Annotated in this window: 15 protein-coding genes; 7 read left to right on the plus strand and 8 right to left on the minus strand. The window is 69.4% G+C overall.

Annotation, left to right across the window (positions count from 1 at the left end; genetic code table 11):
• The first annotated feature begins 288 nt into the window (after positions 1-288).
• Together APZ15_RS23920 and APZ15_RS23925 are read left to right on the plus strand one after the other, a co-directional pair.
• Positions 289-612 carry a type II toxin-antitoxin system HicB family antitoxin gene (locus tag APZ15_RS23920; RefSeq protein WP_027790357.1) on the plus strand — a complete coding sequence of 108 codons (324 nt, stop codon included), beginning with the start codon at positions 289-291 and terminating at the stop codon, positions 610-612.
• 184 nt (positions 613-796) lie between these two features.
• Positions 797-3,883: a heavy metal translocating P-type ATPase gene (locus APZ15_RS23925; protein ID WP_081040830.1), complete on the plus strand. Its 3,087-nt coding sequence runs from the start codon at positions 797-799 to the stop codon at positions 3,881-3,883.
• 289 nt (positions 3,884-4,172) lie between these two features.
• Here the strand turns inward: APZ15_RS23925 and APZ15_RS23930 are convergent, their stop codons facing one another.
• From APZ15_RS23930 to APZ15_RS23940, 4 genes are all read right to left on the minus strand, one after another.
• On the minus strand, positions 4,173-4,652 hold the full coding sequence (locus APZ15_RS23930; RefSeq protein WP_027790355.1) for a GNAT family N-acetyltransferase: 480 nt from the start codon (positions 4,650-4,652) through the stop codon (positions 4,173-4,175).
• A 132-nt stretch (positions 4,653-4,784) separates the two neighbouring features.
• Positions 4,785-4,940: a hypothetical protein gene (locus tag APZ15_RS41820; protein WP_167562616.1), complete on the minus strand. Its 156-nt coding sequence runs from the start codon at positions 4,938-4,940 to the stop codon at positions 4,785-4,787.
• Positions 4,941-5,115: 175 nt separating this feature from the next.
• The gene (locus APZ15_RS23935) at positions 5,116-6,534 is read right to left on the minus strand and encodes a hypothetical protein (protein WP_027790354.1); all 1,419 of its coding nucleotides are present in this window, start codon (positions 6,532-6,534) and stop codon (positions 5,116-5,118) included.
• Positions 6,535-6,626: 92 nt separating this feature from the next.
• The gene (locus APZ15_RS23940) at positions 6,627-7,325 is read right to left on the minus strand and encodes an MgtC/SapB family protein (RefSeq protein ID WP_027790353.1); all 699 of its coding nucleotides are present in this window, start codon (positions 7,323-7,325) and stop codon (positions 6,627-6,629) included.
• Positions 7,326-7,439: 114 nt separating this feature from the next.
• Here APZ15_RS23940 and APZ15_RS23945 point away from each other — a divergent pair, with 114 nt between their 5' ends.
• On the plus strand, positions 7,440-8,549 hold the full coding sequence (locus tag APZ15_RS23945) for an AGE family epimerase/isomerase (protein ID WP_027790352.1): 1,110 nt from the start codon (positions 7,440-7,442) through the stop codon (positions 8,547-8,549).
• Here APZ15_RS23945 and APZ15_RS23950 read toward each other — a convergent pair.
• Positions 8,522-10,141: a methyl-accepting chemotaxis protein gene (locus tag APZ15_RS23950; RefSeq protein WP_027790351.1), complete on the minus strand. Its 1,620-nt coding sequence runs from the start codon at positions 10,139-10,141 to the stop codon at positions 8,522-8,524. The two genes, APZ15_RS23945 and APZ15_RS23950, sit on opposite strands and share 28 nt — an antisense overlap.
• 271 nt (positions 10,142-10,412) lie before the next feature.
• On the opposite strand from APZ15_RS23950, the gene APZ15_RS23955 reads away from it, so the two are divergent.
• Positions 10,413-10,856 carry a PaaI family thioesterase gene (locus APZ15_RS23955; protein ID WP_011353771.1) on the plus strand — a complete coding sequence of 148 codons (444 nt, stop codon included), beginning with the start codon at positions 10,413-10,415 and terminating at the stop codon, positions 10,854-10,856.
• 185 nt (positions 10,857-11,041) lie between these two features.
• Here APZ15_RS23955 and APZ15_RS23960 read toward each other — a convergent pair whose 3' ends face one another.
• From APZ15_RS23960 to APZ15_RS23970, 3 genes are all read right to left on the minus strand, one after another.
• The gene (locus APZ15_RS23960) at positions 11,042-11,290 is read right to left on the minus strand and encodes a type II toxin-antitoxin system Phd/YefM family antitoxin (RefSeq protein ID WP_027790350.1); all 249 of its coding nucleotides are present in this window, start codon (positions 11,288-11,290) and stop codon (positions 11,042-11,044) included.
• Positions 11,291-11,407: 117 nt separating this feature from the next.
• Entirely contained in the window at positions 11,408-12,460 is a 1,053-nt protein-coding gene (locus tag APZ15_RS23965; RefSeq protein ID WP_027790349.1) for a CaiB/BaiF CoA transferase family protein, read from the minus strand.
• A gap of 86 nt (positions 12,461-12,546) precedes the next feature.
• Positions 12,547-13,314 (minus strand): IclR family transcriptional regulator, encoded by a 768-nt coding sequence (locus APZ15_RS23970; RefSeq protein ID WP_027790348.1) that lies wholly within the window; start codon positions 13,312-13,314, stop codon positions 12,547-12,549.
• A gap of 134 nt (positions 13,315-13,448) precedes the next feature.
• On the opposite strand from APZ15_RS23970, the gene APZ15_RS23975 reads away from it, so the two are divergent.
• The 3 genes from APZ15_RS23975 (at position 13,449) to APZ15_RS23985 (ending at position 16,328) form a co-directional block, all read left to right on the plus strand.
• Positions 13,449-14,231 carry a crotonase/enoyl-CoA hydratase family protein gene (locus APZ15_RS23975; RefSeq protein WP_027790347.1) on the plus strand — a complete coding sequence of 261 codons (783 nt, stop codon included), beginning with the start codon at positions 13,449-13,451 and terminating at the stop codon, positions 14,229-14,231.
• A 79-nt stretch (positions 14,232-14,310) separates the two neighbouring features.
• The gene (locus tag APZ15_RS23980) at positions 14,311-15,531 is read left to right on the plus strand and encodes a CaiB/BaiF CoA transferase family protein (protein WP_027790346.1); all 1,221 of its coding nucleotides are present in this window, start codon (positions 14,311-14,313) and stop codon (positions 15,529-15,531) included.
• Positions 15,528-16,328 (plus strand): enoyl-CoA hydratase/isomerase family protein, encoded by an 801-nt coding sequence (locus APZ15_RS23985; protein ID WP_027790345.1) that lies wholly within the window; start codon positions 15,528-15,530, stop codon positions 16,326-16,328. Before APZ15_RS23980 ends, APZ15_RS23985 begins: the two co-directional genes overlap by 4 nt.
• The last annotated feature ends 76 nt before the right edge of the window (positions 16,329-16,404 follow it).

A 16,404-nucleotide genomic window follows, 5' to 3' on the forward strand; every position in this document is an offset into this window, starting at 1 on the left:
TGCCGAATAGCTGGCCGAACGCTAGCCGTATTGTCGACAGATGCGAAATAGTTCTGGCGATTTGCAACAAAACAGGGGATATCGGAGCGACACACGCTCAAGGCGAAACAATCTCGAGTGCAGGGGTCGGCTGGTCGATCGACAAATGGTGTCACTAATGACACCATTCGATGCGGCTAGCGTATGGAAGATCCTCGAACTCATGAGGCGCGAGCCCGCGAACGTGCGATTCAACGATCAGGTGCGACAGGTTCTCGACGCGATCGATCGACTGAAGGAACAGAAATCATGACTCAAGACCACTTTACGTACCGCGTAACGTGGTCCCCGGAGGACGGGGAGCACGTTGGCCTGTGCGCGGAATTCCCGTCTCTTTCGTGGCTCGACGCAAGGCCGGAAGGTGCGCTGGCCGGTCTTCGCCGGCTAGTCGCCGATGTCATTCGCGACATGACCGCAAACGGAGAAAAGGTGCCCGAGCCGATCGCCGACCGCACCTACAGCGGTGAATTCAAGGTTCGCATCCCGCCGCAGGCACACCGCGCGCTGGTGATCCAGGCCGCCGAGCAAGGCGTCAGCCTGAATCGTCTCGCGAGCGCCAAGCTCTGCGCCTGATCGCGCAGTCGAGCGCAAAGGCCCGCCCCTCCCGGATGTCGGTCAGGAATCCGGGAGATTGCTTTTTCCGCGTTGGGACACCCTGTGTGCATCGGCACGCGCTGCCACCGCTTGACCTTACCATCATGGGAATGTTGATACTGGTTCCATTCGCGGCACGAGCCGTGCATTCAGGGAATCCGACATGACAGAATCACTTGCCTCCACAGCGCTGCACACGATCGAGCTGAGCGTCGACGGCATGCATTGCGGCGGCTGCACGGGCCGCGTGCAACGGGCGCTGGCCGCGGTGCCGGGCGTCGTCGAGGCGGCGGTCGACCTCGACGCGCACGCGGCGACGGTGACTGCGCAGGAAACCATCGACGCCGCACGACTGATCGAGGCGATCGGCGCAGCCGGCTACCGTGCCGCCGTCCGCGCACCGGTGCTCGAAACCGCCGCCGCCGCGCATGCGCATCCTGTCGAAGCATCGCCCGCGCCGATGGCCGCAGCCGCTTCGACAGCCGGCCATCCGCTTCCCGCCAATAGCACCATCGAACTCGATATCGAAGGCATGACCTGCGCGTCCTGCGTGTCGCGCGTCGAAAAAGCGCTGGCGAAGGTGCCGGGCGTCACGCGCGCGTCGGTCAACCTCGCGACCGAACGGGCGACCGTCGATGTCACGGCCGACGTTTCCGCCGCACAACTGGTGGAAACCGTGAAACAGGCCGGCTACGGCGCGACACCGACCGTAACGGATGCAGGCTTTACCGCGCTCGCCCCCACCTCGCCTGCCGCGCCCGCCAGCATCGAACTCGACATCGACGGGATGACCTGCGCGTCGTGCGTGTCGCGCGTCGAGAAAGCACTGGCGAAGGTGCCGGGCGTCACGCGCGCGTCGGTCAACCTCGCGACCGAACGGGCGACCGTGAACGCCGCGCCCGACGTTACCGCCGCCCGGCTCGCCGAAGCCGTCAAACAAGCCGGATACGGCGCGACGCCGGTTGCCGGCGCGGCCATCCCGCCGGCTACTTCCACCGCCCTCGCCGACCTCGAACTCGACATCGACGGCATGACCTGCGCGTCCTGCGTCGGCCGCGTCGAAAAGGCGCTGGCCGCCGTGCCGGGCGTCGCCCGCGTTGCGGTCAACCTCGCGACCGAGCGCGCGTCGGTGCACGGCGCCGGCGCCCTCGACGCCGCCACGCTGATCGCGGCCGTCACCACCGCCGGCTATCGCGCGTCGCTCGCCGACGCGTCGTCAGCCGGCGCCACGGCCGGCGCCGACGCGCAACCGGCCGGTGCCGCGCAGGACCCCGAAACACGCAAGCGCCTCGAAGCGATCCGCGAACGCGATCTCGTGATCTGGTCTGCGGTGCTGAGCGCGCCCCTGATCGCGCCGATGCTCGTCGCGCCGTTCGGCATCCACCTGATGCCGAACGGCTGGGTCCAGCTCGTGCTCGCCTCGATCGTCCAGTTCGGCTTCGGCGCGCGCTTCTATCGCGCGGCCTGGCACGCGGTGAAGGCGCGCACCGGCAACATGGACCTGCTCGTCGCGCTCGGCACGTCGGCCGCGTACGGGCTGAGCCTATGGATGCTGCTGCGCGGCACCGGCCATCCCGGCCACCTGTACTTCGAGGCGTCGGCCGTCATCGTCACGCTGGTGCGCTTCGGCAAATGGCTCGAATCGCGCGCGAAGCGCCAGACCACCGACGCGATCCGCGCGCTGAACGCGCTGCGTCCCGACCGGGCCCGCGTCGTCGAGCACGGTGTCGAACGCGACGTGCCGCTGACGCAGGTGCGTGTCGGCACCCGCGTCAGCATCCGGCCCGGCGAGCGCGTGCCCGTCGACGGCCGGATCGTGTCGGGCCGCTCGCACATCGACGAATCGCTGATCACCGGCGAAAGCCTGCCGGTGCCGAAGGACGACGGCGACCCTGTCACGGCCGGCTCGATCAACGGCGAAGGCGCGCTCGTCGTCGAAACCACCGCGATCGGCGCGGAGACGACGCTCGCGCGCATCATCCGCCTCGTCGAATCCGCGCAGGCCGAGAAAGCGCCGATCCAGCGGCTTGTCGATCGCGTGAGCGAGGTGTTCGTGCCGGCCATCCTCGGCATCGCGGTGCTGACGCTGATCGGCTGGCTGATCGCCGACGCCGGCACCGAAACCGCGATCCTCAACGCGGTCGCGGTGCTCGTCATCGCGTGCCCGTGCGCGCTCGGCCTCGCGACGCCCGCCGCGATCATGGCCGGCACAGGCGTCGCGGCGCGGCGCGGCGTGCTGATCAAGGATGCGCAGGCGCTCGAACTCGCGCAGCGCACCACCGTGATCGCGTTCGACAAGACCGGCACGCTGACCGAAGGCAAGCCGTCCGTGACGGCGTTCGAAGCCGTCGGCGTGCCGCATGACGAAGCGCTCGCGCTCGCGGCGGCGGTGCAGCGTCAGAGCGACCATCCGCTCGCGCGCGCCGTGGTCGCCGCGCACGACGCCGACGTTGCCGCGCGCGGCGATGCGGTGCCGCCGGCAAGCGCGGCCGATGCGCGCGCGGTGGCGGGACGCGGCGTGGAAGCCCGCGTCGGCGGGCAGTTGCTCGCGCTGGGCAGCACACGCTGGCGCGACGAGCTCGGCATCGCAGTGCCGCCCGCGCTCGACGCACGCGCGGCGGAGCTCGAACGCGCGGGCAACACGATCTCGTGGCTGATGCGCGCCGATGCGCCGCGCGCGTTGCTCGCGCTGATCGCTTTCGGCGACACCGTGAAGCCGGGCGCCCGCGACGCGATCGCGGCACTGTCGGCGCGCGGCGTCGCGAGCGTGCTCGTGACGGGCGACAACCGTGGCAGCGCGGCGGCCGTCGCGGCGTCGCTCGGCATCGGCGAGGTGCATGCGCAGGTGCTGCCCGACGACAAGGCGCGCGTCGTCGCCGAGCTGAAGCGCACGCACGGCGGAATCGTCGCGATGGTCGGCGACGGGATCAACGATGCGCCCGCGCTTGCCGCGGCCGACGTCGGCATCGCGATGGCCACCGGCACCGACGTCGCGATGCACACGGCCGGCATCACGCTGATGCGCGGCGACCCGGCGCTCGTCGCCGACGCGATCGACATCTCCAGACGCACGTACCGGAAGATCCAGCAGAACCTGTTCTGGGCGTTCGTCTACAACCTGGTCGGCGTGCCGCTCGCGGCGCTCGGCTGGCTGAACCCGGTGATCGCGGGCGCGGCGATGGCGTTTTCCAGCGTCAGCGTCGTGACCAATGCGCTGCTGCTGCGGAGATGGAAAGGGCGCGCGCACTGAGCGGATGTGGGCGGCGCGTGCAGGACGGTCGAAGGGTCGGAGGGCCGTTCGGCTGTCGGTGTTTGATGGTCGGGGTCGGTGATGGGTGTTTGGGGCTCGGGGCTCGGGGCTCGGGGCTCGGGGCTCGGGGCTCGGGGCTCGGCGCTCGGCGCTCGGCGCTCGGCGCTCGGCGCTCGGCGCTCGGCGCTCGGCGCTCGGCGAGCAGGAAGGATCGGGAGTGTGGACGGTGCAGGCCGCCCGCGGCGTACCCGGTTGGCCGCAAGTGCCAGCTGAGCGCCTGCCAGCGGATTCAGCCCGGAATGACCGGCTTGATCAACGTCGTCGTGATCGGCGCGAAGCCGCACGCACGATACAGCGCGCGGGCCGCCGTGTTGTGATTGAACACCGACAGCCCGATCTCGGTGATGCCGTAGCGGCGCGCCTCGGCGTCGAGCGCATCGAGCGTGCGCGTGGCCCAGCCCTGGCGACGCCGGGACGGGACGATGTCGAGGTCGTAGATGAACAGCGTGCGGTTCGGCCCTTCGGGCACGATCGCGTACCAGAGGTCGCCCACCGCGTCGCCGCTGCCGGTGTCGACGAGCACGACGAGGGTCTGGCCGGAGGTCCGCAAGCCATCCGGCAGCAGCGTGTCGAAACAGGCACGCGCCCGGCTGGTCGCGTCTTCGACAGCATTTTGTCCGGATGAAACGAGATCGCGCGCGTAGCCGTCGATGGCTCGCGTACGGTACGCGTGGAATTCTCTGGCCGTCATCGGCCGCATCTGCAGCATGGCCCGGTCACCGTGAACGGATTCGGACTTCCAGTGTAGCGGGACGGTCGCGCCGGCGCGCGATGCGGCGGCGGAAAGCGGGCAGGCAGGTGCGGCGGGGGCCGCGAATCAGCGAATCAGCGAATCAGCGAATCAGCGACGATTCAGGACGATCGGCACGAGGTGCGCACGGCGCACGCGCTCGGCTTCGGCACGACGCGCAGCGTACGAGTATTCGGCGTCGAGCGGCAGGTGGGGCGACACGAAGAGGTCGTCGATCTTTTGCAGCAGGGCGAGGATGAAGCTCATGTGAGACTCCTGACAGATGTGGCTAGGGTTTTCCCTTAGATGGACGCTATTCTAAGGGTTTTCCCTGAACTCTGCCAGCGCACCGCATCAGTTTGCCGCACGCGCGCGGCGCCTGATCGCCGACGCGGAACCGCAATCCTTGCTCCGTCGGGCTCCCAGGATAGGGTCGAAACGATTAGCGCGTGCGGTGCGCACGTTTCGCGACAGCCGCCTCGCGATTTGCGTTGCGCTGGAGCCGGTCGACTTGCGACAGAAGCGCCTCGTGATGCTCCTCGAGCGTCATCAGCGTTGCCTGCTGCGTCGACAGATCGGCCGCGAGGCGATCGATCCGCTGCTGCTTCGTGGCGACGTCCTGCTTCAGATGCGCGATCTGCCGCGTCTGAAACACCAGCGCAACGAGCCCGACCAGCACGACGACGGCCAAGGCCAGCAGCAGGCGGTTGACGCGGCGCATCTCGCGATCGGCGGTGCGCGTCAAACCGTCGACGTCGGCCTGCAGCGCGGCGAGGCGGTCGGTCAGCGGGCGCAGGTGCGTATCCGGATCGAAGACCGGCGCGGCCGGTTGCGCGCGCTCCACCGACTGCTTCGTGACAAAGGACGCAGCGGAAGCCACCGGCTGGGTGGCAGGGGATACGGTGGTGTCGGGGTGCGGCGCGGCGTCCACGGCCTTCGCAATATTCGCCGGGTTCACCGGGTTCACCGTGTTCGCCGTGTTCGCGGCGATTACCGGCTTGGTCGGCTCCGCCGACGCCCGAGGCTCGACGATCGACACCGCGTCCGGTGCCGGGCTCGCCCCGGCCGCCGCTCGCGCCGTGTCGACGCTCGTCACGACTGGCGCAGATTGCTCTGCTGGCGCGTCGCTTGCCCCGGCAGTCGCCCGACGTTTGCCGCCCGACGACGCGCGACGCTCCTTCACGGCGTCGCCGGAAGATCGCCCTTCGCGGGATTTGACGGCGGCGGCAGCGACAACAGCCTGCTCGACTTCACCGCCAGCTGTTTGCGTTTCGGTCACCTTCGGCGCCGTATCATCGGCCGCTTGCAGCCTGGTCGCCGCCATTGTGACGGCGTCGGCCGCGGGCACATCGGCGGATTTCGTTGCAATATCACCAGCTAGCGGAATATCGACCGCCTTCATCGCAACAGCCCCGGAGGCCGGCACGATGTCGGCATCTGCAACCTCCTCACCTTGCGGCACCGAAACGCCATGGGCCACCGTCGCGACTTCCGGCGTCACCGCGCCCTCTACCGCTTCCGAATGTGCCGCCGCGCCCGCCCCTTCCCGCGCACCGAACCCGTCCAGCGCGGGCTGCCGCCCGGAGGCCACATCGTCCGCGATATCGGCCGCTGCATCGGCCTGCGCCCCCGCTTCGTCGCGAACCGCAACCGGCGCGCGCTCGCCCGGCTCGAACACCGGATCGCCGAACAGGTCGAGCGTTCGCTCGTCCCGCGACGCGTCGGCGGCCGGCGCACTGCCGGACCGCGCCGTCGCCCTCGCGGACGTACTCCCCGCGGCAGCAGCCGAGCGCTGGCGGGAACGGGCCGACGAACGATTGGAACGGGAACGGGAGCGAGGCGAGGAAACGGATTCGGTCATGGAAATCGGATAGCGGGGCCCGCGAACACGGAACCGGATGTCGAACGGAATCGGTGGTCGGCCATTGTCGCATGCCCCGTTGCCGATTCAGCCTATTCGTCGCCCGACAGCCCGTTGCCCTCTTCAAAACGCGTCACGCCCTTCAGCGCGCGCAGCTTGTCGCAGATCGCCTGGTATTCGAGCGCCGACACCCGCGCGAGCGCGATGCGCACCTCGTCGTGCTCGCCCGTGTCGTCGGCACGCTGCACGATGAACTGCTTCACGCGCGCACTGTCCGGGCCGAGCGCCGCATGCAGCGAATCGAAGTTCAGCGTGCCGCTCACGACCGTCAGCGCGACCTGACGGCGCTGCCGCACCGTGAAATAGCGCCGCTCCAGCGGCTTGATGCCGGCCAGGATGATCAGGATGATGATCGTCGCCGAAATCGACGCGACGTACAGCCCGCCCCCCACCGCAAGGCCGATCGCGGCGACCGACCACAGGCTCGCGGCGGTCGTCAGCCCGCGCACGATCTCGCCGCGCAGCAGGATCGAACCCGCGCCGAGGAAGCCGATGCCCGAGACGACCTGCGCGGCGATCCGCGACGGATCGAGCATGATGTGCTCGCTGCTGCCGAGCACGTCGGCGAAACCGAACGCCGACACGATCATGATCAGCGTCGAACCGACACAGACGAGCATGTGCGTGCGCAGGCCGGCGGCCCACGACAGGCGCTCGCGCTCGAAGCCGATGACGCTGCCGAGCGCCGCCGCGAGAACGAGCCGCATCACGAGTTCCAGGTTGCTCAGCATGCGATTTATCTCCTTTTTTGGTGCCGGCCGCGCGGAATGTTTTATCCTTGGCCCCGGCCGCGCCGATCCTCCGGGCCGCGCCGACACGTTTCGAACCCAGCGCTCAACCCCGTCATGTCCGTTTCCGACTCCGCTTCCGCCCAGGCCGCCCAGCTGCGCCACCATTTCGCGCACGTCGTCTTGCCGATCTGGCGGGGTTCAGGGTTCGACCAGACATTGCAGCTGCCGTTCGAAGCCGTCGATCCGGCCACCCACGCGCCGCTGCCCGTGACCCGTTATCGCGCAATGGCGTGCGCACGGCAACTGTTCGTGTTCGCGCAGGCCGGCGACACCGCGCACGCAGCCACGCTGTTCGACGCGCTGGGCCGGCGCTTTCGCGACACGCGCCACGGCGGCTGGATCTACAGCGTCGACGCGCAGGGCGCGCCGCTCGACACGACCAAGGATCTCTATACGCACGCATTCATCGTGTTCGCGTGTGCCGCCTGGTACGCGGCGTCGGGCGACGCCGCCGCGCGCACGACGGCCGAGGAGACCGCCGCGCTGATCCGCGACCGTTTCGCGCCGCACCCCGGCGACGCGCTGCTCGATGCGGCGCGCCACGCCGATTTCTCGTCATCCGGCAGCGGGGCGCTGCAGAATCCGCTGATGCACCTGACCGAAGCCTGGCTCGCGGCTGCCGATGCATTCGGCGACGCGGCGTTCGACGACGCGCTCGCGCACACCGCGCAGGCCGTCGAGCGCACGTTCGTCGACGCGGCGACCGGCTGCGTGGCCGAGCTGCCGCTCGGCGCGGCAGACAACCGTTTCGAGCCCGGTCATCAGTTCGAGTGGTTCTACCTGGTCGATGCGGCCGGCGCGCGGCTCGCGCAAACGGGGCTCCCCGCTGCGCTGTCGCGCGCGTTCGGCTTTGCGGAGCAATACGGTGTCGATCCGCAGACGGGCGGCGTCTGCGCGGCGCTCGATGCGCAAGGCGCGTGCGTCGACGGCACGCAGCGGATCTGGGCGCAGACGGAGTACCTGCGCGCGCTCGCGACGCACGGCGGCACGCCGGCCTCCGCGCCGCTCGCGCGGCAGATCGAGCGCTTCGCCGCGCGCTTCCTGCATCCGCGCGGCTGGTTCGAGTGCAAGACGGCTGACGGGCAGGTGTCGCGCGCCGACATGCCGTCGACGACGCCCTACCACCTCGCGACCGCCTACGCGGCGCTGCCGGCCGGTTCGTAACCCGTCCCGGCGAACGATGGCGCCGTGCGTTCGTCGCGTGCGGCACGGCCGTCGCCCAGTTCGAATACCGACACGGCCTGCATCAGATGCGCGGTCTGGTCGTTCAGCGACGCGGCCGCCGCCGCGACTTCCTCGACCAGCGCCGCGTTCTGCTGCGTGAGCTGATCCATCTGCGTGACGGCCTGGTTCACCTGCTCGATCCCGACACTCTGCTCGACCGACGCCGAGGTGATCTCGGACATCGTCTGCACGACGCGCGTGATCGACGTCGATACCGTCCGCATCGCTTCGCCGGCGCGCTCGACGAGCTCCGCGCCGCCGTTGATCTGCGCGACCGAATCCTCGATCAGCGCCTTGATCTCCTTCGCCGATTGCGCGCTGCGCTGCGCGAGCGAGCGCACTTCGCCCGCGACGACCGCGAAGCCGCGGCCCTGTTCGCCGGCCCGCGCGGCCTCCACGGCCGCGTTCAGCGCCAGGATGTTGGTCTGGAACGCGATGCCGTCGATCACCGAGATGATCTCCGCGATCCGCCCCGAGCTCTGCGCGATGCCGCGCATCCGGTCGATCACGCTGTCGACCACGCCGCCGCCGTGGCTCGTCGCCTCGAGCGCCGCGTCGGCCAGCGCGCTCGCCGCACGTGCGCTGTCGGTGTTCTGACGGACGGTTGCCGTCAGCTCCTCCATGCTCGCGGCCGTTTCCTCGAGCGATGCGGCCTGGGTGCCGGTGCGCGCCGACAGGTCGGCGTTGCCGCCCGCGATCTCGCCCGCGCCGAGGTGGATCGCATCGGACGCCTGGCGCACCGTGCGCACGGTGCCCGCGATGCTCGTCTGCATCGTCGCGAGGCCGCGCAGCATCCGGTCGATCTCGAACACGCCGCCTGCCCGCACGACTTCATCGAGCCGGCCCTGCGCGATCCGCTCGAAATGGCGGCCGGCTTCTTCCAGCGGCGCGACGACCGCGCGCCGCGCGGCCGCGTAGATCGCCGCGCTCGCCACGAGCATCGCCACCAGCAGCACGATGCCGACCGACTTGAACCACAGCATGCCGCCGTCGATCGTATCGAGCGCCGAGCGGCTCGATGTGCCGCCGTAGTCGGTGAAGCGGCGCAGCTCGGCGATATAGGCGTCCTGGATGCCCTGCGTCGGCTGGTCGAGGAATGCCTGGATGTTGTCGGCGTCGAGGAACTGCACGAGTTCGCCCAGCGCGCCGCGCAGCGCGCGATAGCGCTCGGTGAGCGCCGCGACGCGCGCGCGGTTGGTCTCGTCGACCGGCTGCACGGCCGTCAGCGCGGCGAACGCCTTGTCGGCTTCCGCGAGCGACGCGCCGGCATGGCGGATGATGTCGTCCGGCTTCGGGCCGCCGCGCACCATCCGCGTGCCGGCGCGCGACAGGTTGATGCGCGCGTCGAGCAGCTGCTGGGTGGCCTGGCTCGCCGCGCCGACCTGCGTGATCGCGACGTTCGACAGGTCGTCGACGCCGCTGCGCGTCGACGTGAGCGCCCAGAAGCCGAGCGCCTCGATCGCGAACAGGAAAAGGCAGAACACGGTCAACACGCCGAGCAGACCCGACGCGAGCTTGATTTTTCCGAACATGGGGGAGATTCCTGGAAAGCGGACGATGAGGCAATGCCCCGGCATTAGCGGCATTTCTTCGTCGGACTTTAGGACCGGGAGACGGCAAAGTTCACGTTGCTCGTGCATTCCCGCGGAATCGCCGGCAAACCGGGGGATCTTCGGTATTCGACGCAATAATCGCGTCGCATCGCACCGGAATTTGCACGAAATGCGGACGAATTTCCTTGCTTATCCGCAGCCCCCTTCCTAGAGTTCAGCGCAAGCGGGCGCTCATTGCGAAGGAAGTTCGATGACCGACATCACGGATCACGCGCGCGGCGCATTGCGCGCGCAACCGTTCAGCATGCTGCTGGGCACGGAGCTGATGCATATCGGCGACAACGAAGTGTCGCTGTGCCTGCCCGTGCGCGAGGAACTGCGGCAGCAACACGGGTTCGTGCACGGCGGCGTCATCAGCTACCTGGCGGACAACGCGCTGACGTTCGCCGGCGCGCTCGTGCTGGGCCCGCGCGTGATTACGGCCGAATACAAGATCAACTATCTGCGGCCGGCCGTGAACGGCACGCTCGTCGCGCGCGCGAAGCTCGTGTACGCGGGCCGGCACCAGGCGACCTGCCAGTGTCACGTGTTCGTCATCGACGGCGATCACGAACGGCTCGTCGCGATCGCGCAAGGCACGATCAACCGCGTCGGCGACGGAAAGATGCCGGACGCGCCGGAAGAGACGGCCTGACGGGCGGCACCGGCCGGTTCGACGAGACAAGCCGCGAAACGCCGAAGCCACAGCGCGTGTCGCACGGCCTGGCCGAAGGAATGCGAGGATTTTCGAGCCGTTCGGCAAGTCTCGCCTCGAACCGATCGCGAACGGTGCGATCGAGCTTCTTCCACGCCTTCAACGCAGGTTCGAGCAACGCGAACTCAAAGGTCAACCAGTTTGACCTTGACGACTTTCCCGTTGGCGCGCGAATCGACGAGCGCGTTGTCTTCGATATCCTCGAGACGTTCGACCATCGCCTCCCATGTCTTCGCCGGGATGCAGTAGAACGCAGGTTCGTTGTGGCTCAGGATCGCGACCGGGAAGCCCTCGCCCGCCGCCACGGTTCCCGTCGGGTTCCGCTTCAGCTCCGAAACGCTCGCCGTCACGCTGGCCAGAATGGTGTGGGGCATGTCCGCTCCTGATTCGATCGAAATTTCACCGCACCTGATTTGGTACCAACTTTGGCTCTATCCAGAATGCCCTCACGATAACGCCGGGTTTGCTCCAGAACCGCGAGCTTCGACGCGCTACTCGGCCTCATCCCCCGCCAGCGGCAAAAACCGCGGCGCCACCCGCGCCCGCACGTTGCCGTTCTCGTCCGTTCGATAGATCCCGCGTGCGACGTTATGCGGATGCGCGACCGCGTCCGCCACGCTCAGCAGCGGCGCGAAGCACACGTCGGTGCCTTCGAGCAGCGCGCGCCAGTACGCGGACGGCTGCTGCGCGAACACGTCGGCGAAACGCGCCTTCAGCGCGGGCCAGCGTGCGCGGTCGTACTGCGATGCCGGATCGACGTCGGTCAGTCCGAGCCGTTCGACCAGCAGCGCGTAGAACGGGGGCTCGAGCGCGCCGATCGTCACGCACTCGCCGTCCGCGCAGCGATACACGTCGTAGAACGGCGCATCGTGGAACAGGCTCGGCTGCGCGCCGTCGAGCTGCCCGTTCGCGCGCGCCCACAGCGCGAGCGAACCGAGCATCGACACGATGTCGACGATCGCGCCGTCGACCACCCGCCCCGGCCCGCCGCCGCGCACGTCGAACAGCGCGCAGACGATCCCGAACGCGAGCCCGAGCGCGCCGCCCGCATCGCCGACGACGGTCGGCGGCAACCCCGGCCGGCCGTCGCGCGGCGCGGACAGCGACAGCAGCCCTGTCAGCGCGACGTAGTTCAGGTCGTGCCCGGCCGCGGCCGCGAGCGGGCCGTGCTGGCCCCAGCCGGTCATCCGGCCGTACACGAGCTTCGGATTGCGGCGCGCGCAATCTTCAGGCCCGAGGCCGAGCCGCTCCATCACGCCGGGCCGCAGGCCCTCGATCAGCGCATCGGCCTGCGCGATCAGGTCGAGCGCGGCCTCGCGGCCGGCCGGCGACTTCAGGTCGAGTTCGACGATCGTCTTGCCTTCGCGCAGCAGGTCGCCGTCGCGGGCCTTCAATGCGTCCGGCGCGCTCGTGCGGCCGGCCGGGCGCGCGATCAGCGTGATCCGCGCCCCCATCCCGGCGAGCATCCAGCCCGCGAGCGGGCCGGGGCCGAGACCTTCGAATTCGATGATGTGGATGCCGGAAAGCGGCGCGTTCAATGACATGAGAGCCTCGCTGAAATGCAGTCGGGACAAGAGCGGCGAAACCGCCCGATTCTATGCGAATGCCAGCGCGCGCCGGCCTCGTCCGGCTAGCCGACCGCCGCATCCGGACGCTGCGCGTCCAGCGCCTCGCGCATCGCCCGCACGATCGCGTCGCGACGCGCGCCGATCCGCTCGACGGGCCCGGCCACCCCCATGGCCAGCGGCAGGCCGTTCCAGCCGTCCGCGATCACCATCGAGATCATCGCGGCGCCCTGCGTGACCGTATGCGCCGAATAGGAATAACCGAGCCGGCGCGTCTGTTCGACCTTGTCGAGCACGACGTCCTCGTCGATCGTCCTGCCCGATTTCCCGATCCGGCGAATGCTGCGCGATACGAGCCGGCGGATCGTGCTGTCCGGCTGAAGGCTCAGCAGCGCCCAGCCGAGCCCCGACATGCAGATCTCGCGACGCGTGCCGATCGGCGCGTAGAACTGGATCGGAATCGTATGCGAGCCCTCGACCGCGTCGATGTACTGCACGTACAGGTCGCTCTGCACCGCGATCACGACCGCCTCGTGCGTGCGCAGCGCCAGCCGTTTCGCGACGGCATGCCAGTGCCGCCGGCTGCCGGCCGCGGAATCGACGAGCGCTTCGCCGAGGTTGACGAGCCGTGCGGTCGGCGCATACGCGTGGGTTGCGTCGTCGTACGAAAGATAGCCGAGCGCCTTCATGCTGGTCAGCAGCGCCGCCGCGCTCGACCCCGGATACCCGCAACGCGTGGCGATCTCGCGCACGCTCAGCGGCCGCTGCAATGCGCTGAAGAGTTCCAGCACCTCGAACACGCGCGCCGCGCTCTTGACCACGTTTCCGCTCATCCCGCCCTCTCCGCTGCAACCGGGACGGGCCTTCCACATATGTGGAACGGAATTTCCCGCCGCCAACCGTCGTGACGATACTAGGCTTCGGCCCGCGGCGTGAAGCCCCGCGGCACAGAACACACGGAGACATCATGGCAGCCTTTCTGATCCGTGAACGGCAGGGCCCGATCCTGACCGTCACGATGAACCGTCCCGAAACCCGCAATGCCATTTCGGACACCGATGCGATCGATGCGCTGACCGAATGCTGCGACGACGCGAACCGCGACGAGTCGATCCGCGTGCTGGTCCTGACAGGCGCCGGCACGACGTTCTCGTCGGGCGGCAACGTGAAGGCGATGCGCGCATTCATGGAATCGGAGTCGCACGACCTTGCCGCGATCCGGTCCGGCTACCGCCGCGGCATTCAGCGCCTTGCACGGGCGTTCCAGCAACTCGAGGTGCCGGCCATCGCGGCGGTCAACGGCCCGGCGATCGGCGCCGGCACCGACCTCGCATGCATGTGCGACATCCGCATCGCCGCCGACGGCGCGCGCTTCGCCGAGAGCTTCATCGCCCTCGGCCTCGTGCCCGGCGACGGCGGCGCGTGGTTCCTGCCGCAGATCGTCGGCGCCGCCGTCGCCGCGGAAATGTCGTTCACGGGCGATGCACTGGACGCGCAGGCTGCGCTGCGCTGCGGGCTCGTGTCGCGCGTCGTGCCCGACGGCGACCTCCTCGCGCACGCCCACGAACTGGCCGGCCGCATCGCCCGCCACTCGGGCACCGCGTTGCGCCTGACCAAGCGCCTGCTGCGCGAAAGCCGCCATGCAAGCCTCGACACGGTGCTCGACCTGTCGGCGTCGTACCAGGCGTTCGCGCACGCGACCCCGGAACATCGCGCGGCGGTCGACGCACTCTTCGCCGCACGCGGCTGAACCCCGACGCATCACGGCCGTGCAGCCGGCGCGTGCCGGTCTGCCGGCGCATCGCATCCCCATCGAAGGAGACATCGTCATGACCAGCAGTAACGAAGGCGCGCTCGCGGGCGTACGTGTGGTGGACCTGAGCCGCGTCTATGCGGGGCCGTTCTGCGCGCAGACGCTCGCCGACCACGGCGCGGACGTCATCAAGATCGAACCGCCGCAGGGCGACGAAACGCGCGACTGGGGGCCCGCGATGCCGAACGGCCTCTCCAGCTACTACTGGGGGCTCAACCGCAACAAGCTCAACCTCGCGCTCGACCTGTCGCATCCCGACGGACGCGACGTGCTGTTCCGCCTGCTCGAGAAAGCCGACGTGCTGGTCGACAACTTCAAGCAGGGCACGCTCGAACGCTGGGGCATCGGCTACGAAGACTGCCTGCGCGAGCGCTTTCCGCGCCTCGTCCACTGCTCGATCTCCGGATACGGCACCGACGGCCCGCTCGCGCGGTTTCCGGGCTACGACGCCGTCGCGCAGGGCCTCGCCGGCTTCATGTCGATCAACGGCGAACCGGGCGGCATGCCGCTCAAGGTGCCGTTTCCGGTCGTCGACTTCGCGGCCGGCATGAGCGCCGTATCGAGCGTCCTGCTTGCGCTGGTCGAACGGACGCGCTCCGGCCTCGGCCAGCACGTCGACATCGACCTGTTCAGCACGGCGCTGTCGATGCTGCATCCGGTCAGCACGAGCTGGATGGCGACCGGCGAGGTTCCCGTCGCGACCGGCAACGTGTACGGCGCGATCGCGCCGTACGGCGTCTATCCGTGCAAGGACAAGCCGGTCGCGACCGGCGCCGGCAACAACCGCACGTTTGCGCGGCTCGTCGAAGCGCTCGGCGTGCCGGAGCTGGCGCGCGATCCACGCTTCGCGACCAACGCGCAGCGCGTCGCGCATCGCGATGCGCTCGACACGCTGCTCGGCCAGCTGACCGCCGAGCTGTGTGCCGACGAGGTCGTCGAGCGGCTGATGCACGCGGGCGTCGCGACGGGGCCGGTGAACACCGTCGCCGATGCCTTCGGCCACCCGCAGGCGGCGCGCAACGCGATGTTCGTCGACACCGACACGTACACCGGCGCGGGCATCCCCGCCAAGCTTTCCCGTACGCCCGGATCGATACGCCGGCCGCCGCAGCCGTTCGCCGCCGACACCGACGCCGTGCTCGACGCGTTCGGCATCGACGCGGCGCGCCGGGACGCGTTGCGGCAGGCGGGCGTGCTCCACGACACGCGCGCGAATGCTGCCGGGAGCGCGTCATGACCACGCCGGGCGCATTTTCCTCGCTGACGGGCGACGACGCCCCGTCGATCCTGCGCAACGACGACGACGGCATCGCGTGGCTGACGATCCATCGCCCGCACGTCGCCAACGCGCTGTCCGCCGACGCGATCCGGCGCCTGTGCGACGAACTGGTCACGCTCGACGACAACCCGGCGATCCGCGTCATCGTGATCCGCGGCGCGGGCGAGCGCGCATTCAGCGCGGGCGTCGATCTCGGCGATCCCGAGATTCGCGGGATGCGGCCGATGCGCGGGCTCGCCCGCAACGTGCACGAGCTGATCCTGGAACTGCGCAAGCCGACCATCGCGGCCATCAACGGCTTCGCCGTCGGCGGCGGCTTTGAAATCGCGCTCGCGTGCGACCTGCGGATCGCCGCCGATCACGCGACCTTCGCGCTGCCCGAGGCGCGCGTCGGGATGGGCGCGAACTTCGCGAGCGTGCTGCTGCCGCGCCTGCTGCCGCGCGCGATCGCGATGGAGCTGCTGTTCACGGGCCGCCGCCTCGACGCGGACGAGGCGCAGCGCGTCGGCTTGCTGAACCGCGTCGTCCCCGCCGCCGCGCTCGACGACACCGTGCGCGAACTGGCGCGGACGATCGCCGCGAACGCGCCGCTCACGATCCGCCGCATCAAGGAAACCGCGACACGCAGCCAGGGGCTGCCGGCGGCCGCCGCGCTGCGGCTGGACGTCGGCCCCGACGTCTACGCGAGCGAGGACCGGATCGAGGGCGCCCGCGCCTTTCTCGAGAAACGCAAGCCGGTATTCAAGGGGCGCTGAACCGACGCGGACAGCAGCACCCCGCGCGCAACCGCTCACAGAACGCGGGCGCGCCACAACAAGACATGGAACGGAG

The sequence above is a fragment of the Burkholderia cepacia ATCC 25416 genome (genome assembly GCF_001411495.1).
Lineage (GTDB): Bacteria > Pseudomonadota > Gammaproteobacteria > Burkholderiales > Burkholderiaceae > Burkholderia > Burkholderia cepacia.